Here is a 21,367-nt window from a genome sequence, read left to right on the forward strand (position 1 = left end):
ATGAAGATAACCGCCGAATCCCAGCTGACGCCGCTGATCGCGCCACTGGCCGAGAACGCCGACGGCGCTCCGGTGGGCGAGCCGGTGGAGGAGTCCGGCGACTACCTGGCGCTGGATGAGGAGATGATGAAGATCGGCTCGCTCCAGCACGCCAGCATCGACTGGGAGCAGGCCGAGACGCAGGCGATTCGCCTGCTGGCCGAAAAGGGCAAGGACCTGAAGGTGCTGGGGCACCTGGTGCACTGCATGCAGCACGGTGGCAGCGGCGTTCGTTTTGCGCTGTCGCTGCGCCTTCTGGCGCGCAGTATCGCCGCGCCCTGGTGGGAAAGCGCCTACCCCTTCGCCGGCAAACGCGGTGCCAAGCTGCGCCCGCGGCTTTTCCAGCAGTTCGTCCAGCGAAGCGTGAAGCTCGTAGCCACACTCGATTTCCACAACGCCCAGGACGAGTTCGAGGCCTGCGAGGCTTCGCTGGCCGAATTGGCACGCGAGGTCGCGGAGAAATCCCTTCCTCACGATGCGCTGGACGAACTGACTCGTCAACTGGCCGCCAAGCGCCCCGCCCAGGAGGGCAATGCTACGCAAGCCCAAGGCGTGCGCGATACCGCCGCCACGCCCGCGAGCCCGGCCCAGGAAACACCCCGTGAAACCGCGGCGGCGAAAGCGCCGGAGCTTCGCCTGGAGGCGGGTAACGAGCGCGCCAACCGGCAGGCCTTTCTCAACATGGCGGAGTTTCTCGCCGAGCAGTCGTCGGGCGAGCCGCTGGCCTACCGGGTGCGCCGTTACGCGATTTGGGGGGCGATCCAGGCACTGCCCGGTGCCCGGGACAACGGTAGAACCGAGCTTGCGCCGGTATCGGCGGATCGCACGGCCGAGTACCGCGAAGCAATCGCCAAGGGCGGCGACAACGGCCTTTGGGCACGCATCGAGAAGAGCCTGGCGGTCAGCCCGTACTGGCTCGAAGGCCACCGGCTGAGCGCCGGCCTTGCGAAAACCCTGGGGCATCCGCACTGTGCCGAGGCCATTCGCGATGAAACCCAACGCTTTGTCGAACGCCTGCCGGGCATCGAGTCGCTCACCTTCAACAACGGCGTGGCGTTTCTCGACGAAGAGACCGCGCGCTGGCTCTCGAGCGCGCCCGGAGGGGGCGGTGGCGGCAGCGACGGCGGCAGCGAGGCCTGGCAGCAAGGGCTGGTCGAGGCACGCGAAGCGCTCGAACAAGGCGATACCGGCGCGGCGCTCAAGGTGCTGGATACCGGCCTGAGCGCGGCGCGCTCGCCGCGTGAAAGCGCCTACTGGCGGCTGGCCAGCGCCGAAATCATGAGCGATGCGGGGCTGGATAGCCTGGCTCGACAGCACTACGCCACGCTGCACCAAACGGTAAACGAGCTTGCGCTGGAGCAGTGGGAACCCGCGCTGGTCGCGCGCTTGCAAGCGGCGCTGAAAGAGACCTGACAGGCCAGACACACCCGTATTCACACCCGGTAAAAACCGATGATCATCACTAAAAGGGACGAGGGATAAAGGCACATGTGGTCAACCTTGAGATCGAAGCTAAGCCGCTGGGTGCCGGGCTTCTCGCGGGCACAGACAGCGAAGAACCGGGCCAACGCCCACGTCAACAAGGCGCGCGGGCTGTCACGGCTCTCCATGGCGCTCTGGGCCGTGCTGGTCGTCATCCTGCTCGTGGCCATCTGGTGGTTCGGGCCGAGCTGGGAAGTGGGCGGCATGGCGCCGCTGGCACCCTTCGCCAACCGCGTAGCGGCCACACTGATCATTGTCGCCCTGGCAGCGGTAGTATGGGGCGTACGCCTGACGCGGCGTTTGCGTGAACTCGACACCGAACGTCAGCAGGAGCAGGCTCGTCAGCAGGATCCCATCATGTCCCAGATCGAGCGTCAGGAAGAGTCGCTCAACGGTGTGCTGGGAGAAATCTCCGAGAGTCTGGGCGGTAGCAACGGCCGCTATCGGCTGCCCTGGTATCTGGTCATGGGCGTCGAGAACGCCGGCAAGACCAGCCTGATCAACCGCTCCGGCCAGAACTTCGCCCTGACCCACGTGATGAAGGCCAGCGGGCAGAGCAGCAAGCAGGGCCAGCTCGGCTTCGACTGGTGGATCGGCGATCAAGCGGTACTGATCGACCCGGACGGTGAATTGCTGACCCAGGGCGCCATGGAAGGCGGCGAACCCCAGGAGCTTCAACGCAGGCTCTGGGACCATTTCGTCGACTGGCTGGAGCGCAATCGTGCCCAGCGCCCGCTCGACGGTATCGTGCTGGTGCTCGATCTGGCACGCCTCAGTCACGCCCAGGTGGCGGTGCGTAAAGCTTACGCCACGCTTTTGCGCAGCCGCCTGCGCGAGCTGATGGAGCGTCACGGCGCAAGGCTTCCGGTCTACGTCACCTTTAGCAAGATGGATCTGCTGCACGGCTTCGACGACTTCTTCCGCCATTACTCCCGCTCTGCGCGCAAGGCGCCGCTGGGCTTCACCTTCACGCCTGGGTCCATGGAGACGCCGGGGCAGTGGGAGGCCGAGTTCGAGGCGGATTTCGATGCCATGCTGACCCGCCTGAACCAGCTTCTACCCGGCATGCTGGCCGAGTGCCGCGACCGCGAGGAGCGCGAATCGGTGTTTCGCTTCGTGCGCCAGCTGGCCGGGCTTCGCGACGTGCTGCTGGGCTTTTTGACCGAGGCGCTCTCAAGCGACCGTTTTTCCACCGCGGCGATGGTGCGCGGTACCTATTTCACCTCGGTATACCAGCAGGGTGTGCCGGAAGACCCCTTCGTGGACGCCGCCGCCCGACGCTATCACATGGATGACAGCGTCCAGCCCGCCCATCGGGCGACGCGCAGCGCTCTCTATTTCACCGAGGAACTGTTCGAGAAGGTCATCTATCCGGAAGCGGGGCTGGCCGCGGACAACGCCCGCGTTACCCGGCGCCGCGAGCGCGCGCGCAACGCAAGCCTGGCCCTGTGTGCTGTGCTGGGCGTGGCGCTGGTGGGCGGCTGGACGCACTTCTACCAGAAGAACAGCGTGTCGCTTTCGGCAGTGGAGGAGCGTGCGCAAACCTTCCTGGCCACCCAGCCCGAAGCCTTTCGCAGCGATGACCCGAGTGGGCGTGAGTTTTTGGAGCCGCTGGATCGGATACGCTACGCCATGGAAACGTTTGGCGAGTATCGTACCCATGTGCCCTATTTCGCTGACATGGGCCTTTACCAGGGCCACGTGATCGGCGCCCAGGTGGAGCGGGCTTACCTTGCCATGCTGGAGAACCAGTTCCTGCCGGCGCTGATGATCGGCATCATGGATGACATGAACCGTGCCGAGGAGGGCAGCAACGAAAAGCTCGCGCTGCTGCGTGTGCTGCGCATGATGTCGGACCAGAGCGGCCGCCAGACCGAGCGAGTGGAACGCTACATGGCCAGTCGCTGGCAGAGCTACTTCCCCCAGCAGGGCGACGTGCAGCAGCGTCTTATGGGGCATCTCGATTACGCCATGGTGCACAGCGATCTTCAGGGCCATATCGCGGAAGGCAGCGCCCGCGCCAAGCAGGCCATGGCGCCGCTCACGGGCAGCATCGAAGCCGCCCAGCAGGATCTCTTGCGTCAACCCATCGACGAGCGGGTCTACGCCGCGCTCAAGGCCGCCGGCAGCCGCCGTGGCGAGCCGCTGGACCTGCGCCGCAGCGTCGGCACGCTGTTCAACACCGTGTTCATGGCCCGCAACGACGACCCGGACCACGTGCGCCTGCCCTACCTGGTCACTCGTGATGGCTTCGAGAACTACTTTCTTCAGGAGCTCGACCGCGCCGTGGAACTTGCCCTGATCGACATCTGGGTGCTCGGCCAGCGCGACGATATCGACTTCAGCGAGGCCGACAAGGAGCAGCTGCAGGTTGCGCTGCGCGAGCACTACGTCAGCGACTACCAGGTGAGCTGGCGTGACGCGCTGCGTGATACTCGGCTGGTACCGCTGCCGGACATCCATCAGGCCATCGTGGTGGCCGATGCCCTGGTCGGCGCCCAGCGCCCGCTGGACCGGCTGCTGGATTCGGTGGCGCGCAATACCAGCCTCTATCCGGAGCTGCCCGAGGACGACGACCAGGCCCGCGAAGCGCTGCGGCAATCTCAGCGCTACCAGCTGGCGCTGGCCATCGAGCAGCCGTTCACGCCCGTCAACCGGCTGAGCCAAGCCGACAACGGCAATCCCTCGTCGCTGACCGAGATCAAGGCCGCCATCACCCAGCTGCGTGACTACCTGCGCGAGATCGAGGAGTCCAGCGATTCGGGCCGCAGTGCCTTCATCAGCGTGCGCGACCGGCTGTCACTGCGCGGCAGCGATCCCATCGAGAACCTCAAGCGAATCGCCGACGATACGCCTCAGCCCGTTGGGCGCATGCTTCACCAGTTGGCCGATCAGAGCTGGGAGTTAATGATGGTCAGCGCCACCCGTCACCTTGAAAGCCTGTGGCTCGACGAAGTGGTCGCGCCCTATCAGGAGCGTCTGGCAGGCCGCTATCCGCTCGCGCCGGGCGCCTCCCAAGAGGTCGCGCTAAGCGACTTCGAGGACTTCTTCGCTCCCGATGGCATTCTGGATACCTTCTACGAGGACAGCCTCAAGCCGTTCATCGAAGGCGCGCCGGAGTACCTGACCGATGCCGAGGGCAACTCACTCTTGCGTGATAGCCTCTACACCGCAGTGGATCAGGCCGAGCAGATTCGTCGCGCCTACTTCAGCCGCGACGGCGCGCTCGACGTCGAGTTCGCCCTGGAGCCTATCAGCTTGAGCCCGGACAAGCGGCGCAGCGTCATCAGCGTGGATGGCCAACTGATCGAGTACGCTCACAGCGCCAGCCAGCGGGTATCGATGATCTGGCCCAACGCCCTGCGCGGCGGTACCGAAAGCCGTATCACCATGGTGCCCAGTGAAGTCAACCGCTCGCCGAGAAGCGTCGCCCAGGACGGCGCCTGGGCATGGTTTCGCCTTCTCGAGCAGGCCGATATCACCAGCGTGAGCGAACGCGAGCTGGAGCTTCGCTTCAATGTGGACGGCGGCACCATGCGCTACCGCCTGTTCGCCGGCGGCGCGCCCAACCCCTTTACCCGGCCGCTGGCGGCGGGTTTCCATTTGCCCTCGGCCCTTTATGCCGAGCGAGGTGGCCATGCTGACGCCATTTAAGAAGCTGTTCTCCCGGGCGGAGAAATCCTCCTCGCGCCATCGGCGCCAGCGCACTCGCCATTCGCGCCCGCTGGAAAAGGCCCGCGACGAGGATATCGATAGTTTTATCGAGGCCGTTCTCCAGGCGGACGGCCAGGGCTACTCGCCTTGGGTGTTGCGCAATGAAGACACGCTACAGACGCTTCGTCGCGCGCTGGAGTTCACCGTGCATCGCGGGCTTTGGCTGCAGCGTGACGACGGCCAGGTGGCGCACTGGCAGGGGCGGCTCTTGTCGCTGCGCCATGGCGAGGGGCCGCCGCTGGGCATGGTGCTGGCGTGCCGCCCCGACGACGAGGCTGCCTGGCAGCTCCGGTTCTTTTATATCAGCAAGGAGTGGAAGGGCAGCGGTCACGGCACGCGGCTTCTGCGCGCGCTGCGCGTGACCCTGAGTGGTGTGCCGCTGCAGACACGCCTGCCGCTGGCCTGCCACAGCGCCATCGGCAGCCTGGAGGCCGCGGGCTTCAACCGCCAGTACGTGGACGCTTTGGAAGTCGCCAGTTTCGAGGCGCCTGCCAAGTGGGATGAGTAGATCCTCCTGCCGCGAGGGTCGCACACCGAACGAGTAGAACCGAAGAAGGAGTCGCGCAATGGGCCAGAAATTCGTGTTGTTGGGAGATATCGGCACCGATCACGACGGCTATCCGCCCACGCCGGTGATCGAGGGCAGCCCCACGGTCATCATGGATGGCAAGCCTGTCGCCCGCTTGGGCGATGCGCTGGAACCTCATGACAAGCCCAACCACCCGACCCATTCTCGCAGCATCGCCCAAGGCTCGGGCACTATTTTCGTCGACGGCAAGCCCGTTGCACTTACTAGCCACGCCGTGGATTGCGGCGGCGTGGTCATCGGTTCAGGTTCAGGAGAGGGAAGTTAACATGCCAGCTACCGGCCTACAGTTCACCCTGACGCTACCCGGCGTCGACGACGTCGCGGTGGTCGATTTCACCCACCGCGAAGCGCTCTCCGAACCCTTCGCGCTAACCGCTACGCTGGCCAGCCGCGACGGCGGCCTGGACGCCGCCGAGCTGCTCGACCGCGAGGCCACGCTCACCGTCTGGCAGGATGGCGAGCCGCTGCGCCGTGTTCACGGCATCATCAGCGAGTTTGGTCGGGGTGATCGCGGCCACCGGCGCACCTTCTATACCCTCACGCTGCGCCCGGCGCTGTGGCGCACCTCGCTGCGCCAGAACTCGCGCATCTTCCAGAAGGTCGATCCGCTGACCATCATCAATACTCTTCTTGATGAGCGCGGCATCAGCGACGTGGCGTTTGCCGTTAGCCGCGATCCCGTCGAGCGGGAGTACTGCGTGCAGTACCGCGAGACCGATCTCGCCTTCATCGAGCGTCTCGCCGCCGAAGAGGGCCTGTTTTACTTCCATGAGTTCGAAGACAGCGACGGCGGCGCCCACCGGCTGGTATTTTCCGACGACCCCCAGGTGCTGACCAACCTGGGCGAGCGCACCTACCACAGCCGCGCCGGGGGCACACCGCCCACGCGGCATGTGCGCAAGTTAAGCCACACCGCCCGGGTCGCCACCGCCAGCGCCCAGCTCAAGGACTACAGCTTCAAGAACCCGGCCTACGCCCAGTTGCACGACCAACTGGGCGATGACGTCGCCGAGCACGGCCAGCAGACCGACTACGAACACTTTGATTACCCCGGCCGCTACAAGGAAGACGCCTCCGGCAAGCCCTTCACCCGTATCCGCCTGGAGCACCTGCGCCGTAACGCCACCACGGCCAGCGCCCAAAGCGATTTACCGGAACTCGCCCCCGGCGCGCGCTTTTCGCTTATCGATCACGATACCGAGAGCCTCAACCGCGACTGGCAGGTGGTGGCGGTAGAGCACACCGGCGAGCAGCCCCAGGCGCTGGAAGAAGACAGCATCAGCAGCGACACCGGCGGCATGACCCGCTACGTCAATCATGTGACGCTGATGCCCGGCGACGCCGCCTGGCGCGCCACGCCCAACCCCAAGCCGAGAGTCGACGGCCCCCAGGTCGCCTTCGTGGTCGGGCCGGAAGGTGAAGAGATCCACTGCGACGAGCACGGCCGGGTGAAAGTACAGTTCCCCTGGGACCGCTACGCCGAGCCCGACGAGACGGCTAGCTGTTGGATTCGCGTGGCCCAGGGCTGGGCCGGCGGCGGCTACGGCAGCATCGCCATTCCGCGCATCGGCCACGAAGTCATCGTCTCGTTTCTGGAAGGTGATCCGGACCAGCCGCTGGTGACCGGGCGCACTTATCACGCGGCCAATATCGCGCCGTACCCGCTGCCCGAACACAAAACTCGCACCGCCATCAAAACCCAGACCCACAAGGGCGAAGGGTTCAACGAACTCTGTTTCGAAGACCTGGCGGGGGAAGAGTTCATCTACATGCACGCTCAGAAAAACATGGAGCTGCATGTCCTGAACTCCCGCCAGAAGCGGGTGGAGTTCGATGATATGGCGACCATCGGTAATAACTCGCACCTGGCCATTGCGAAGGATCGTGTCGAAACCATCGACGGCAACCGCGATGTCACGGTCCATACCAACCACACCGAACAGATCGATGGCGAGCGCGGGTTAAAGGTGGGCGGCAATTATCAAACCCATGCCAATGGCGATATTACCTTCAAGGCCGACGGCGAGCTGATTCTCGATGCCAGTAAAATCACGCTGGTGGCAGGCGGCTCGGCCCTGGTGCTCAACGGGGGAAGCGTCGATGTGACGCCGGTACTGAACGTGGGCTCTGCCTCGCCCAGCGCGGCCGCCCTGCCGCCGGTGCCGGCGGTACTGGAAGTGGCGGCCGGCGAGGGGAGCCCCTTCGTCTCCCACTGCCCGCTGGAAGAGGAGTGACCCATGGCCACGCCGGATTACTGGGTTGCTCGCTGCCATGTGGTCGCCAACACGCCCGAGTTCCGACACTGGGACGAAGAGGCCGATGAGGCCATCGTGACCGTGGCGGTGCTGGCCGAATCGGAAGACGACATACGCGCGCTGCTTCAAAGCCGGCTCTCGGACGATGGCCTGAGCCTTTTAAGGCTGGAATCGGCTCAAACGCTGCTGGAGCGGTTTCGGCGCCAGGGCATGTCGCAAACGCTGGTAGAACTGGCGCACCAAACATCCTCAACGAACCGGGTGGTTTACGGCGAGATGCTGCCGCTCATCGTGGAACCCGAGCCGGTCGAGCCCCTCCCCGTGGAGCCGACCATCGCGTACAGCGAAACCACCTGGCCGGCGCTGCTGGCAACCAACCAGCCGCCGCTATGGGCCGTGGTGGACGGCGTCAACTGCCGCGAGATTCAGGCGCGGTTGGGCCAAACCGACGCGCAGCATACGTGCCTTTACGCCGCTACCAATGCCGAGACCCGGGCCAACGCCCCTTGGCTGGTACGTCTGGAAGCCGACAGCGACCTGCGCGCCTGGCTGGAAAGCCTGCCCCAGAACCAGCACTGGGGCGTGCTGCTTCACTCCCACGCCACGCTCAGGCAGCTACGCACCCACCTGCGCAAGTTCACCATGCTCTGGACGCCCGCCAACGACCAGGCCCCGGTGTATTTCCGCTTCTACGACCCGCGTGTGGCGCTGGATATGACCCAGGCGCTGGAGCCCTGGAAGCTGGCCGCCTTCATGGCCCCGCTGGAAACACTCATCACACCGGTCTCACCGCGGATGGCATTTCCCCCGGACCTCACGCTGGAGCCACCGGTTGTGCTCGATACCCAGGCAAGTGAGGTACAGGGGCGCCTGGTGCAGGTGTCGTTGAGTAACCAGGCGCGCGATGCCTGTCGTCAGGGGCGGCAGTTCGCAATCGACCAGCAGGCCTTCGATCGTTTTGGCGCCCTGATGCAACAGCGTGCCCAGGCCGGGCTTGCATTGGCGCTAGGCGAGCAGTATCCCAAAACAATGATCGAGGAGCGCTTATCCGCCGTTCAAACCGCCGCACAGCTGGGGCAGCGCTACGGGCTGCGCTCTAAAAGGCAGGTGCGCACCCTGGCGAAGTGCATCATGGAGTTCGGCGAGACCTTTCCCGATGATCACACCGAGGCGCGACGAATTCTGGACAATTCGAAAACGGCCGGTTGGCGAAAGCGCGACCAGTTGGAAAGCTGGCTACCCCGAGGACGCATCCGCCATACGCTTCTTGCCCCGTATCGTCATGAGGAAGGTGACATGCAGCACGACAACTATCGACCCATTGTGAGTGAGGAACGGTCATGAGTTATCAGCCGACTCTTGAAGACATGGCGTATTTGGTACAAAACCAACCCGAAAATTTTATACGTCCCGAAAATGAACGGCGTCGAATACTGGATGCCATGGCGTATAGCGATGATTACGCAGCTACTCCCGTCTTTCAGGACCAAGCGCTCAATTATTCGTACCGAGAATACCTCAAGGGAGGCGGTGAGCCGTTGACAGAAAGTCCTATTCCCTCGGAACCGGCCGATGGAGAGAGCCTCCAGGATCCAGAGCTTGGCGAGAGTTGTGTTATATGCGCTTCACAAACACCCTGTATTGAACAGGTCAACGTTGTCTGTCACGGTGGTAATAATGCCCGGGTAGTTCTACAGGGCGAAAATGAATTGGAAGATACCGACTGTAAGATCTATTTCGTAGCCGACCAAGCGGTAGCGGGGGAGCTGAGTTTTGAAGGATTCCTGAACGGCTCGACGTTCAAGGATGAGGGTACTGTCACCATTACGATTGCCGATGACTGTCCCCATCAGGCACACACGCTATATTGGACTGAAGAGCTGAACGGTACGACCATTAATTCGGGCGCTGCAATACCTTTTACTGTCGAAACGAATCCCCGTTCTTCTCTGACCAATATCCCTCGATTGGGTGACTATGGTCTTGCCTTTGAGGCGGCCGTCATAATCCTCGATATCATCATGAATCGAGGCATCATGGCGAAGGAGGAGCAATTCAGAATTAGCTATGATGGAACTAGAGATTTTCTTTTTACCTCTGTCACTGTGCCTAGCCTGAAATTCCAAGGGAAAGTGAGTGTACAACCTCCTCAGATAGGCACCGAGAATATTCCACGAAGTGAGGCCAGGCGATTACGTGGTGAATTGAATATGGGGAGTAACCCCAGGCAGGTTACGCATGAGCAGGGCTGGCAAGTCGATGCTGACATAGGCGTAACGTGTGGGAGTAATACCAAAAATATCAAAGTAGGCAAATATCGTAGCGCAACTACTACCTACGATAGTGCTCCTTCGCTTCGCAGGCAGCAAAATGCTCGTCAGCAAGGGAGCTCAATTGATCGATTTATTGACTCATTGACAAACAATGCCAAGCGTCTGGCGAAAAACTTGAGCACCGAGAATGACTCAAATAAGTTGACCAATATTTTTACGGTAGGCCCAAAGTTAAGTATACAAGTCGAGACCGAGCAGGTTGAGCAGGACGGCGGTCCTGAACTTACATGGAAACTAGATGTAGGCTTGTCGTTGGACTTTGCCTTTGGAGTCAAAGTTGACATTTACTTGGCATTAAAGCGAGCGCTGAGAAGAATTCCGCCCATGAACCCTGTAGGCGGCGCTGCTCATGTTCTAGTCACTTTTTTGGAAGACGCAGAGAAAGGAAGAAACCTTTACTTAGCCGAATATCAAATTGATCCTTCGCTTTTCATGGAAATTTCGCTTGGGGCGGGGTTCAAAGCATCTGAGGATGCTTCTGCCGATGAATTACTTGGAGGTGTTTACGATTTTTATGAAGGTAAATTTGATGAGTCAACCGTCAGTGGTCAGCTTGAAATCAAACTTACTGCAAAGGCTATGGGTGGTATTCTCGGCTATTTTGATTCGATTATCACGGACAGACATGTTTTCAGGTATGAGGCTGAAGTCGTTACCGAAGGTGGTATTCGAATCAAAACAGATGAAGGCCGCTGGGGATATCAGCTTTATCATAAAGGCGCGTCTTTAAAGATTAAGTCTTATAAAAAATTGAATGTGGAGTCTGGTGATCGTCGTCCTGGTGCGGGTGGTGAGTCAAGGGGGGCGCGTTCTCGCCAAGCTATCCTGAATTCTACCTCAGTTGAGTGGGTTGAAGATTCAGAAAATACTAACACTTACCCTCTTGCAGAGGGTTACACCGGGGAGTTCATACCCTTCTCATGAAAAAAAAATTGACGAAACTGCTATTAATATTTCTTTTAATGGAGACGAATGCGATGGCGCAGGAAGCTGAAAATCAAAAGTATCTCTTCGGCGTTCGTTGGTCCGTAGACGGCGTTCCTAGCTCAATGCGGATTCAAGATATTTTGTTAAATTTCACCGGCACACCAAGCCATTTAGATACTCGGCAGCCTGTTTCGCAATACATTAGAAATGGAAAAAACAAGGTGAACCTTAACTCATGGCCTATGCAATATGAGCCGGATAGCGAGTTGAAAGTTTCACTGTTATATTGGGAGCCGGGTCAAAACCCTAATACGGAAGCCAGCACTGCTTTCGATGTAGTCATGAAGCCGGGCCAAAATGATGCTGAACCTGAAGTCGTCTTCTTGGATCCGGGCGCTCCTTTGCAACCATTACAAAACGATATCGAATTTAAAAGATTTGAAGATTATGACACGTTGGAAGTGGTCTTCGATAATCGTCAGCAAATGCCAACCTGGTGTTGGGAGGAGGGAGATATATTAAGTGATACGGATGGGGTGCGCGATAGCTTAGCCCGAGAGTATCGTCGACTACATGCCCTATTTGAAGCAAGGAATAACGATGCGCTTATGAATGCTTCCAGCACCATGATTGAAGAGCTAGCGCTAGCCTCTGGTGAATCCGAAGCTTATGTGCGCCAGCGAGCAAGCTACGATATGTTTTTTGATAACCCGAATTTGTTTGAACTCGATCCTTTTCCAGAAGAGCCCATGACATTGAACTTAGCGGCGGACAATCGAGTCGCTTGGCTGACAACGGAAGGGGTTAATGTGCCAATCGCTTTTGGTCATGCAGGACAAGAACACCAAGCAAGTTTTGTCAGACTTTACTTCATCCAACGCGATGGCCAATGGGAAATCTGCCGATGAAACCCGTAGCTCGCAAAGGCGACCTTCACCGTTGCCCCATTCACGGTGTCACTGAAATCATCTCCGGTTCGCCCTCTCATGTAGAGGGTCAGCCCGTGGCGCGGGTAGGGGATAAAACCGCTTGCGGCGCTACCATCATCGAAGGCTCCCGCCATTCGAGTCATGATGGCCGCCCCACGGCGTACTTGGGCTGCAGGACCGATCACGGCGGTGAGATTATTACCGCCTCGAGTAGCGCCAAGGTGGAGCCGTAATGCCAATACGATGTTTTGCTAAAAGCGCTTAGTTCGTTCTTAAGCATTACCCATGATGTCATGGCATGATTTGAATGATGTCCAGTCGTGAAAACATTTAAACAAATAGTATGAATGGTGAACCATGAAACAATGGATTGTTGCTCCTTTTTTGTTGGGAACCGTTATGGGGACGGCGCTGGCCGCCCCCTCGGAAATACCTCAATCAGGCATCTATGCCGTGGAGTCGATAGAAGCGGTAGAAGCGAACCCCATGTTTGATTCCATATTGCCCGAGATCGAAGCGAGCATGGAACGCGCTTGGATCAGGTTTGACCGCGAGAGCCAACGCGCCGAGATCTATATGGAAGCGCAGGCCGAGCCGCTAAGTTACGACTTCGATTTCGAGCATCAGCAGGCGACCAGCCCGGACAACCCCGCCGCCAGGATCCAGTTCGAAACACCCGAGCAGTTCGTGTTGGTCCATGGCGAGCCGTTTGAAGTGGCGTTTACCTTCCATCAGATCGATGAAGACGGCCCCGAATTTGCCGCGTTGCAATCGGCCAGGAATGAGTGGCTAGAGTCCAAGTAGACAGTGATCGACAATCAGAGACCAGATCTATTCGAACGGCCAGGATCGATTTTTTTCGCTAAAGGTATCTGATCCGCTGGTTTGAAACGTTCCCATGTGTTGGATGGATCGATTGATTGGAAATTTCCCGGCGTAAAGGAGTTAACGCTTCGCGCTGACCGCTACGCTCGCCAGCCGCGACGGCAGCCTCGATGCCGCTGACCTGCTCGACCGCGAGGCCACGCTTACCGTGTGGCAGAACGGCGAGCCGCTGCGCCGCGTGCACGGCATCATCAGCGAGTTCGGCCGGGGTGATCGCGGCCACCGGCGCACCTTCTATACCCTCACGCTGCGCCCGGCGCTCTGGCGCACCTCGCTGCGCCAGAACTCGCGCATCTTCCAGAAGGTCGATCCGCTGACCATCATCAATACTCTTCTTGATGAGCGCGGCATCAGCGACGTGGCGTTTGCCGTTAGCCGTGAACCCGTCGAGCGGGAGTACTGCGTGCAGTACCGCGAGACCGATCTTGCCTTCATCGAGCGCCTGGCCGCCGAGGAAGGGCTGTTCTATTTTCACGAATTCGAGGACAGCGACGGCGGTGCCCACCGGCTGGTGTTTTCCGACGACCCGCAGGCGCTGACGAATCTGGGCGAGCGCACCTACCACAGCCGCGCCGGCGGCACACCGCCTACGCGGCATGTGCGCAAGTTAAGCCACACCGCCCGGGTCGCCACCGCCAGCGCCCAGCTCAAGGACTACAGCTTCAAGAACCCCGCCTACGCCCAGCTCCACGACCACCTGGGCGATGACGTCACTGAGCACGGCCAGCAGACCGACTACGAACATTACGACTATCCCGGCCGCTACAAGCAGGACGCCTCCGGCAAGCCCTTCACCCGCATCCGCCTGGAGCACCTGCGCCGCAACGCCACCACGGCGAGCGCCCAAAGCGACCTGCCGGAACTCGCCCCCGGCGCCCGCTTCACCCTCACCGATCACGACACCGAGAGCCTCAACCGCGACTGGCAGGTGGTGGCGGTGGAGCACACCGGCGAACAGCCCCAGGCGCTGGAAGAGGACGGCATCGTCCAGAGCGCCCAGGCCGCTGGCGGCCTGGGCCAGGACGGCATGACCCGCTACGTCAATCATGTGACGCTGATGCCCGGCGACGCCGCCTGGCGGGCCACGCCGAACCCAAAGCCGAGAGTCGACGGCCCTCAGGTCGCCTTCGTGGTCGGGCCGGAAGGTGAAGAGATTCACTGCGACGAGCATGGCCGGGTGAAGGTGCAGTTCCCCTGGGACCGCTACGCCGAGCCGAACGACACCGCGAGCTGCTGGGTCCGCGTCTCCCAGGGCTGGGCCGGCGGCGGTTACGGCAGCATCGCCATCCCCCGCATCGGCCACGAAGTCATCGTCTCGTTTTTGGAAGGCGACCCGGATCAGCCGCTGGTCACCGGACGGACGTACCACGCGGTCAATATCCCGCCCTACGCACTGCCGGAGCACAAGACGCGCACCGCCATCCGTACCCAGAGCCACAAGGCGGACGGCTTCAACGAACTGCGCTTTGAAGATGAAGCCGGGGAAGAGCAGATCTGGCTCCACGCCCAGAAGGACCTGGAACTGCTGACGCTCAACGACCGCACCGAGGAGATTCGCAACGACAGTCACCTCAAGGTGCATCGCAATCGCCTCAGCGAGATCCATGTTGATGATCACCTGACGGTCCACAACGACCGCTTCACCCACATCGAGGGCGACGACCACCTGCAGGTGGACCAGACTCGCCACGAGCGGTACGGCGAGGCGCAACTGCTGGAAGCGGGGCGGGAGGTTCACCATAAGGCGGGCACGCAGATCGTGCTGGAAGCCGGTGCCGAGATTACCCTCAAGGCCGGCGGCAGCTTCATCAAGCTCGACCCGAGCGGTGTGACCATTGTCGGCTCTCAGGTACGCATCAACTCCGGCGGCAGCCCCGGCCGTGGCCGAGGTCAGGCGATCGTGCTGCCGCGCCTGCCTGGCGAGGCCGAACCGGAAGAGAGCGAGGACGTCACCCTCGAGCCCCACCAGACGCCCACCCTCGCCAGCGAGATCGCTGCCGCCTCGCCCGTCGATTTCGACGACATCGACATCACCGACGGCTTGGCGAGCGACTGCAGCGCCTGCCAGCCCGCCGTGGGCAGCCCGGTTAACCCGCTGCTGGGCGCCAAGCTGCTGCCCGCCGAGACCGACTTCGCGCTGCCCGCCCCGCGCCCGTTCGTGTTCAGCCGCGGCTATCTTTCCAGCAACGCTACCGTCGGCCCGCTCGGCCAGGGCTGGTCGCTGCCCGGGGCCAGCCTGTCGCTCACCCTGAGTGACGACGCCTGTGTCGTCCACGACGCCCAAGGCCGGGCGATCACCTTTGGCCCGCTGGCCCCCGGGCAAGCGCGCTTCTCGCCCACCGAACAGCTCTGGATTCGTAGGGGCGGCGCGGTGGAGGAGGGCGACACGCTCGCCCCGCGCTGGGCCTTGCTCGATGACGCACTGCGCGGCGACGCCTCGCGTATCGTCCTGAGCGATACCGGCGGCCTCTACTACGTGTTCGCGCCCACGGCGACGCCCGGCACTCAGGGCGCCACATCGCTGGTGCTGGCCGAGGAGCGCGACCGCAACGGCTATACCACCGCCTACCAGTGGGAGGCGGACCTGCTCACCCGCGTGATCGACAGCGCCGGGCGCCACTACCAGTTCGTCTACGAGCCGCTGCTGCCCGAGCGGCCCGGTGATGCCGGCCAGCGCCTCACCGGCGTGAAGCTTGTCAAGGAGGCGGACGGCACCGCCGCCGATGACTGGCTGGTGCGCTACTCCTTCAGCGCCCTAGGCGATCTGCTCGCCGTGCGCCACCGCCACGGCGAGGTGGTGCGCGAGTTCGAATGGGACAACCACCTGCTGACCGCCCACCGGGTACCCGGCGGCATGGAAGCCCACTACACCTGGGATCGCCACGCCCCGGACGGCCGCGTGGTCGGCCAGCAGGAGGCGGGCGGCCTGGCGCGGCGTTACGAGTATCACGTCGATCACACCCGGGTCACCGACAGCTTGGGCCGTGAAGAGCAGTACCACTTCGTGGGCAGCGGCCCCGGCAAGCGCTGGACCGCCCACACCCGTGCGGACGGTTCACGCATCGAATTCCGCTACGACCGCGCCGGACACAAGATCGCCACGGTGGACCCACTCGGCCGCGAGACGCTGACCGAGCGTGACGCGAACGGCCAGGTCATCGGCCAGACCACCCCGGACGGCCAGCACTGGGCGATCGAACGCGATGTCCTGGGTAACACGATCCGCGTGGAAGGGCCGGAGAATCAGCGCTGGCAGATCACCCGCGACGAGCGCGGCCAGCCCGTCGAGGTCAGCGCCCCGGAAGGCACCACCACGTTCGCCTACGCCGACGAGCGCCTGCCGGATCGCCCCACCACGGTCACCGACCCGGTGGGCGCCACCCACCAGCGGGAGTGGAACGCGCTGGGCCAGGTCACCGCCGAGATCGACTGCTCACAGAACCGCACCGAGTACGCCTATGACCGCCACGGCTATCTGGCCAGCGCCACCAACGCCCTTAATGAGACCACCCGCACCCAGCACGACGCGCTGGGCCGGCGCACTGCCACCCAACTGCCCAACGGGCTCTACTGGCACCAGCACTATGACCCGCAGGGGCGACTGGTCGAGGTCGAAGGCCCGCAAGGCTTCCGTCAGCAGTTCTTCTTCGATGAACACGGCCGCCCGGCCCAGCGCATCGAGGCCGACGGCAGCCAGCAGCTCACCACCTATGACGACGTGGGCCACCTGAGCGAACTCACCCTGGGCAACGGCGCGGTCTACCGCTTCGAATATGACGACATGGACCGCCTCGCCCGCGAGACTGGCCCCGATGGCCGCGAGCAGCAGTACCGCTACGATGAAGCGGGCCAACTGATCGAGCGCATCGAGGCCCACCGCACCGGCCCGGACGGCCAGCCGCTCGCCACGCGTTACGAGTACGAAGCCGCCGGACGCCTGACAGTGCGCCATCTGCCCGCCACCGACCACGCCCCGGCAAGCGCCGAGCAGTACCAGTGGGGCGTTAACGGTCAACTCATGAGCGTGACCAACGACCACGGCGAGGTCACGTTCGAATACGACGACGCCCAGCGGCTGGTCGGCGAGCAGCAGCGCCATGCGAGTATTGAAGGTAGCCAGGCTTGGCAGTGGCAACAGCACCACACCCTCACCGCCAACGGCGCCCCGCAGCAGAGCCAGTTCGGCGACCTGCCCGCGCTCGAGTGGCACACCTACGGCAGCGGCCACCTGCACGGGGTGAGCGCGCCGGGGCTGAATCTCGAGATTGATCTCACACCCGATGCCCTGCACCGGGAGACCCGGCGCCAGATGAGCCTGACCAGCGGCGACCAGAGCCAGCCGCTGATCCTGGAGCGCGGCTACACGAACCTGGGCCAGCTGGATCATCTCACCCTGCGCGGCGCGCAAGCCAATGGCGGCCAGCAGTACCAGTACGACGCCCTGGGCCGCATGAGCTTCCGCGCCCTGCAGGGCGACCAGGCCAAGGTGATAGCGTATAGCTACGATGCCGCCGGTCGCCTCACCGGCAGCCAGCACGGCGACCAGGCCCACCGCTACGCCGTGGACGCGGCGGGCAATCCGCTCGTCGGCCAGCAGCCGGTCACCGACAACCGCGTCACGCAGCACAACGGCACCCGCTACCGCTACGACGGCGCAGGCAATCTGATCGAGCGGCAGCAGCCGGACGGCGAGCGCCTGACCATGGGCTATGACGGCGCCAACCGCCTGGTAAACCTGACGCGGACCAGTGCCTATGGCGCTACCATGGAAGCCGCCTACCGCTACGACGCCCTGGGCCGCCGGATCAGCAAGACCGTGCGCCACGAAAACGGCACGACTGCCACCACCCACTACGGCTGGGACGGCGACCGCATCGTGCGGGAAGAGAACGACAGCCAACGCTCGACCATCGTCTACGAGCCGGGCAGTTTTGTGCCCATGCTTCGCATCGATGATACTCAGCAAGGCTCACAACTGAGCGCCTTCGCCACCGATGCGATCGGCACGCCGATGCAGCTCGTTGCTGCCAACGGCAAGATCCAGTGGCAAGGCCAGCCTGATGACTGGGCGGCGGTGAAGCATGTGCGGGGTAACACGACTCAGCCGATCCGCTTCCAAGGGCAATGGCAGGATGAAGAAAGTGGTCTCTACTACAACCGGCATCGGTACTATGATCCGCAGCAGGGGCGGTATGTGAGTCAGGATCCGATTGGATTGCTCGGTAGTACGAACTTGTATGGGTATGTCGCGAATCCAGCAGGAGTAGTGGATCCACTAGGTCTTTTTGTTTGTGGAGGACTTTGTATCGCTGGTGTAATGGCTGGAATTGGTGCAGCAGTAGCTGGGACTGGTAGTGCTATAAATCAGAAGTTTATAAAAAAAGAATGTGAAATAGATTTCTTGGAGGTAGGTAATGCAATGGTATGGGGAGGAGTTGGCGGGGCAGCTATGCCTGTGTTCGGAACGACTATTGTAGGTGCTGGTGCTATTGGTGGGGCAACTGGCTTAGGGCAATATACTACTGGCAGTATGATTAGTAATCAGGAGATGTCTGCTGCTGGGGCTATTGCTAATACTGGCATGGGAGCTTTGGGTGGAGGTTTAGGTGGTAGTTATAGTCGAAATATATGGTATGGGGCACGTGGAACGGCGTTACCAGAAGCTGCTTCTCGCCAAAGTGTAAGACGTGAAATTAACCAGAACACGACACCTCAAAGTATTGGTCAGGGCATAGGCGGTAGTGCTATTGGAAATACTGACCCAACACAAGTTCCATGTTTAGGATGTAAGCCGGAGTGTGAGTAAATAAAATGAATAAGACAAATGGATTTGATGTTATTAAGAATATATTGACTCCCAGTAGGCCTATAACTTGGATAGGGGTTTTTTTAATGGTGGGAGCTGCTGCTTTGAGTTTTAATAGTATGAAATATGCTGTTGTAGACAGAGTCAAGACTTATGACTGGGTGAACGTTGACGGAAAGATAGAGAATATTGAGATTTTAAAAGGAAGTAAGCGATTTAAAATACTTTACTCATACTCTTTTGAGGGGGGACAATATACTGGAAATAGTATCGACCCATCAAGGCACAATAGTACCAGTCTAAACGATCGTGAGATAAATAAAGTGAAAACAAAATTCCATAATGGGGAGCCTATATCAGTATTTGTAAACCCAGAAAATCCGCTTCAGTCATATTATAATTTGAAATGGTATAATTTTTATGCAGCAATTCCTATTTGCATGGTTTTTATATTTTTTATATTAATCTATTCTTATGTGGTATTAAGTGCAATTTTTTGTAACTTATCAAGAATAAAAAAGTAGATAATTACTTAATAAGCTATTGATCAATTCGTTGCTGGGCAACTGATGCGCTCAGCGAGGCCAGCGGAGGGTATTCAAAACTCTTTGTCAGCCAGATCCATAAGCTGAGGTGTTGTTCCAAGCGTTTTGAGCAATGAATGGCTATCTTTAACAGCGTCAAGCTCTAGCCCCGGCAAACGTTAAACTGCCCATCCACGGGCGGACAGTGCACGCATCGCGTTCCGCCATGATCGCGCCGGACACAAGATCGCCACGGTGGACCCACTCGGCCGTGAGATGCTGATCGAACGCGACGACAGCGGCCAGGTCTTCGGCCAGACTACCCCGGACGGCCAGCACTGGACCTTGGAGCGCGACGCCCTAGCGTAGCCCTTGCCCCAAACCGGGTGTAGGCCAGCTGCTGGGTCCGCGTCTCCGAGGGCTGGGCCGGCGGCGGCTACGTCAGCATTGCACTACCGCGCATCGGTCACGAGGTCATCGTCTCGTTTCTGGAAGGCGACCCGGATCAGTTACTGGTCACCGGGCGTACCTATCACGCGGCAAATTATCGCGCTGTACCCACTGCCCGAACACGAAACGTAAGTGGCGTAGTTGAGAAGCAGGCTACAGGTCTATTTGAAAATGCTGAAAAGCATATCGAGGACTCAAGAGAAAGTACCGTTCGATTCATATGCGGCTAGGCGACGCCTTATACCCCTTGCGTGTACAATCGAGCCACTTTCGACTTTTTTACGACGCTGGATCGATCACACCATGAGTAACGCCAAAACCCGTGTGCTGACCGGGATTACCACTTCTGGAACGCCCCATCTGGGCAACTACGTCGGGGCCATCAAGCCCGCCATCGAGGCAAGCCAGGACCCGAACGTGGAGCCGTTCTACTTCTTGGCCGACTACCACGCGCTTATCAAGTGCCAAGACCCCAAGCGGGTGCAGCAGTCGCGCTTGGAGATCGCCGCGACCTGGCTGGCGCTGGGCCTCGATACCGACAATGCCGTCTTCTACCGCCAGTCGGACATTCCGGAAATTCCCGAGCTCATGTGGATGCTCTCCTGCGTCTGCGCCAAGGGGCTGATGAACCGTGCCCACGCTTATAAAGCGGCGGTGGCGGATAACGAGGAAGCGGGCAACCAGGATGCCGATAAAGGCGTGACCATGGGGCTGTTTGGCTATCCGGTGCTGATGGCGGCGGATATCCTGATGTTCAACGCCCACAAGGTGCCGGTCGGGCGCGACCAGATTCAGCACATCGAGATGGCGCGCGACATCGCCGGGCGCTTCAACCACCTTTACAAGGGCAACTACTTTGTCCAGCCCGAGGCGGTGGTCGACGAGAAGACCGAGGTATTGAAGGGCCTCGACGGGCGCAAGATGTCGAAAAGCTACGACAACACCATCCCGCTTTTCGCCCCGGAGAAAAAACTCCAGAAGCTCGTTCGCAAGATCAAGACCAACTCGCTGGAGCCTGGCGAGCCGAAAGACCCGGATACCTGCACGCTGTTTCAAATCTACGCGGCCTTCGCAAACACCGAGGAAGCGGCCGCGATGCGCGAGCAGTACGCTGCCGGCATCGGTTGGGGCGATGCGAAAAATCAGGTGTTCGACTACCTGAATACGCATCTGCAAGCGCCGCGCGAGCGCTACTCGGCGCTCCTCGAAGACCCGGGCCATATCGAAAACGTATTGCAGCAGGGCGCCGAGCGCGCCCGCGAAGAGGCAACGCGCACCATCGAGGCGCTGCGCGCGGCAATGGGGCTGGGGCGCTTTAGTTAAGCCGTTTATTGCTTGAAGGTATCTCGCTGATCGGAGCTCTTCCTCCTGAAGGAGGAAGAGCTTTTGTGTACAGTGCATTAAGGTCTCGCCCCATCTCTGAGCGCGAGACTT

13 protein-coding genes and 2 pseudogenes are annotated in these 21,367 nt (G+C 60.8%); all 15 read left to right on the forward strand.

What is annotated here, in order from left to right; translation table 11 throughout:
- The 15 genes and pseudogenes from tssA to MQW23_RS17865 all read left to right on the forward strand — a co-directional run bounded on the left by tssA (nucleotide 1) and on the right by MQW23_RS17865 (nucleotide 21,256).
- A complete protein-coding gene (tssA, locus tag MQW23_RS17790; protein WP_252109557.1) occupies nucleotides 1-1,452 on the forward strand; it encodes a type VI secretion system protein TssA in 1,452 nt (483 codons plus the stop codon).
- A gap of 87 nt (nucleotides 1,453-1,539) precedes the next feature.
- On the forward strand, nucleotides 1,540-5,175 hold the full coding sequence (tssM, locus tag MQW23_RS17795; RefSeq protein ID WP_252109558.1) for a type VI secretion system membrane subunit TssM: 3,636 nt from the start codon (nucleotides 1,540-1,542) through the stop codon (nucleotides 5,173-5,175).
- A complete protein-coding gene (locus tag MQW23_RS17800; protein ID WP_252109559.1) occupies nucleotides 5,159-5,743 on the forward strand; it encodes a GNAT family N-acetyltransferase in 585 nt (194 codons plus the stop codon). Before tssM ends, MQW23_RS17800 begins: the two co-directional genes overlap by 17 nt.
- 58 nt (nucleotides 5,744-5,801) lie before the next feature.
- Nucleotides 5,802-6,089 carry a type VI secretion system PAAR protein gene (locus MQW23_RS17805; protein WP_252109560.1) on the forward strand — a complete coding sequence of 96 codons (288 nt, stop codon included), beginning with the start codon at nucleotides 5,802-5,804 and terminating at the stop codon, nucleotides 6,087-6,089.
- A 1-nt stretch (nucleotide 6,090) separates the two neighbouring features.
- The gene (locus MQW23_RS17810; RefSeq protein WP_252109561.1) at nucleotides 6,091-8,058 is read left to right on the forward strand and encodes a type VI secretion system Vgr family protein; all 1,968 of its coding nucleotides are present in this window, start codon (nucleotides 6,091-6,093) and stop codon (nucleotides 8,056-8,058) included.
- 3 nt (nucleotides 8,059-8,061) lie between these two features.
- Nucleotides 8,062-9,423 (forward strand): DUF4123 domain-containing protein, encoded by a 1,362-nt coding sequence (locus MQW23_RS17815; protein WP_252109562.1) that lies wholly within the window; start codon nucleotides 8,062-8,064, stop codon nucleotides 9,421-9,423.
- On the forward strand, nucleotides 9,420-11,336 hold the full coding sequence (locus MQW23_RS17820; protein WP_252109563.1) for a hypothetical protein: 1,917 nt from the start codon (nucleotides 9,420-9,422) through the stop codon (nucleotides 11,334-11,336). The genes MQW23_RS17815 and MQW23_RS17820 overlap by 4 nt, the downstream gene beginning before the upstream one ends.
- A gap of 53 nt (nucleotides 11,337-11,389) precedes the next feature.
- Nucleotides 11,390-12,247 carry a hypothetical protein gene (locus MQW23_RS17825; protein ID WP_252109564.1) on the forward strand — a complete coding sequence of 286 codons (858 nt, stop codon included), beginning with the start codon at nucleotides 11,390-11,392 and terminating at the stop codon, nucleotides 12,245-12,247.
- Nucleotides 12,244-12,501 (forward strand): PAAR domain-containing protein, encoded by a 258-nt coding sequence (locus MQW23_RS17830; RefSeq protein ID WP_252109565.1) that lies wholly within the window; start codon nucleotides 12,244-12,246, stop codon nucleotides 12,499-12,501. The genes MQW23_RS17825 and MQW23_RS17830 overlap by 4 nt, the downstream gene beginning before the upstream one ends.
- A gap of 124 nt (nucleotides 12,502-12,625) precedes the next feature.
- Nucleotides 12,626-13,072, forward strand: coding sequence for a hypothetical protein (locus MQW23_RS17835; protein WP_252109566.1), 447 nt, complete (start codon nucleotides 12,626-12,628; stop codon nucleotides 13,070-13,072).
- Between the two features lie 148 nt (nucleotides 13,073-13,220).
- A pseudogene (locus tag MQW23_RS17840) lies at nucleotides 13,221-15,119 on the forward strand (type VI secretion system Vgr family protein); the annotation flags it as partial.
- Between the two features lie 108 nt (nucleotides 15,120-15,227).
- Complete coding sequence (locus MQW23_RS17845) at nucleotides 15,228-18,959, forward strand: RHS repeat-associated core domain-containing protein (RefSeq protein ID WP_252109595.1); 3,732 nt, start codon at nucleotides 15,228-15,230, stop codon at nucleotides 18,957-18,959.
- A gap of 5 nt (nucleotides 18,960-18,964) precedes the next feature.
- Nucleotides 18,965-19,483 carry a DUF3592 domain-containing protein gene (locus MQW23_RS17850; protein ID WP_252109567.1) on the forward strand — a complete coding sequence of 173 codons (519 nt, stop codon included), beginning with the start codon at nucleotides 18,965-18,967 and terminating at the stop codon, nucleotides 19,481-19,483.
- A 392-nt stretch (nucleotides 19,484-19,875) separates the two neighbouring features.
- A pseudogene (locus MQW23_RS17860) lies at nucleotides 19,876-20,029 on the forward strand (phage baseplate assembly protein V); the annotation flags it as partial.
- A gap of 207 nt (nucleotides 20,030-20,236) precedes the next feature.
- Complete coding sequence (locus MQW23_RS17865) at nucleotides 20,237-21,256, forward strand: tryptophan--tRNA ligase (protein ID WP_252109569.1); 1,020 nt, start codon at nucleotides 20,237-20,239, stop codon at nucleotides 21,254-21,256.
- Nucleotides 21,257-21,367 lie beyond the last annotated feature (111 nt).

This window comes from Halomonas sp. S3-1-1 (genome assembly GCF_023757625.1).
Lineage (GTDB): Bacteria > Pseudomonadota > Gammaproteobacteria > Pseudomonadales > Halomonadaceae > Vreelandella.

Excerpts from the sequence above, each read along its gene's own strand:
- tssA (WP_252109557.1), top strand. The coding sequence starts at position 1 with ATGAAGATAACCGCCGAATCCCAGCTGACGCCGCTGATCGCGCCACTG.
- MQW23_RS17800 (WP_252109559.1), top strand. The coding sequence starts at position 5,159 with ATGCTGACGCCATTTAAGAAGCTGTTCTCCCGGGCGGAGAAATCCTCC.
- MQW23_RS17805 (WP_252109560.1), top strand. The coding sequence starts at position 5,802 with ATGGGCCAGAAATTCGTGTTGTTGGGAGATATCGGCACCGATCACGAC.
- MQW23_RS17810 (WP_252109561.1), top strand. The coding sequence starts at position 6,091 with ATGCCAGCTACCGGCCTACAGTTCACCCTGACGCTACCCGGCGTCGAC.
- MQW23_RS17815 (WP_252109562.1), top strand. The coding sequence starts at position 8,062 with ATGGCCACGCCGGATTACTGGGTTGCTCGCTGCCATGTGGTCGCCAAC.
- MQW23_RS17820 (WP_252109563.1), top strand. The coding sequence starts at position 9,420 with ATGAGTTATCAGCCGACTCTTGAAGACATGGCGTATTTGGTACAAAAC.
- MQW23_RS17825 (WP_252109564.1), top strand. The coding sequence starts at position 11,390 with ATGGCGCAGGAAGCTGAAAATCAAAAGTATCTCTTCGGCGTTCGTTGG.
- MQW23_RS17830 (WP_252109565.1), top strand. The coding sequence starts at position 12,244 with ATGAAACCCGTAGCTCGCAAAGGCGACCTTCACCGTTGCCCCATTCAC.
- MQW23_RS17835 (WP_252109566.1), top strand. The coding sequence starts at position 12,626 with ATGAAACAATGGATTGTTGCTCCTTTTTTGTTGGGAACCGTTATGGGG.
- MQW23_RS17850 (WP_252109567.1), top strand. The coding sequence starts at position 18,965 with ATGAATAAGACAAATGGATTTGATGTTATTAAGAATATATTGACTCCC.
- MQW23_RS17865 (WP_252109569.1), top strand. The coding sequence starts at position 20,237 with ATGAGTAACGCCAAAACCCGTGTGCTGACCGGGATTACCACTTCTGGA.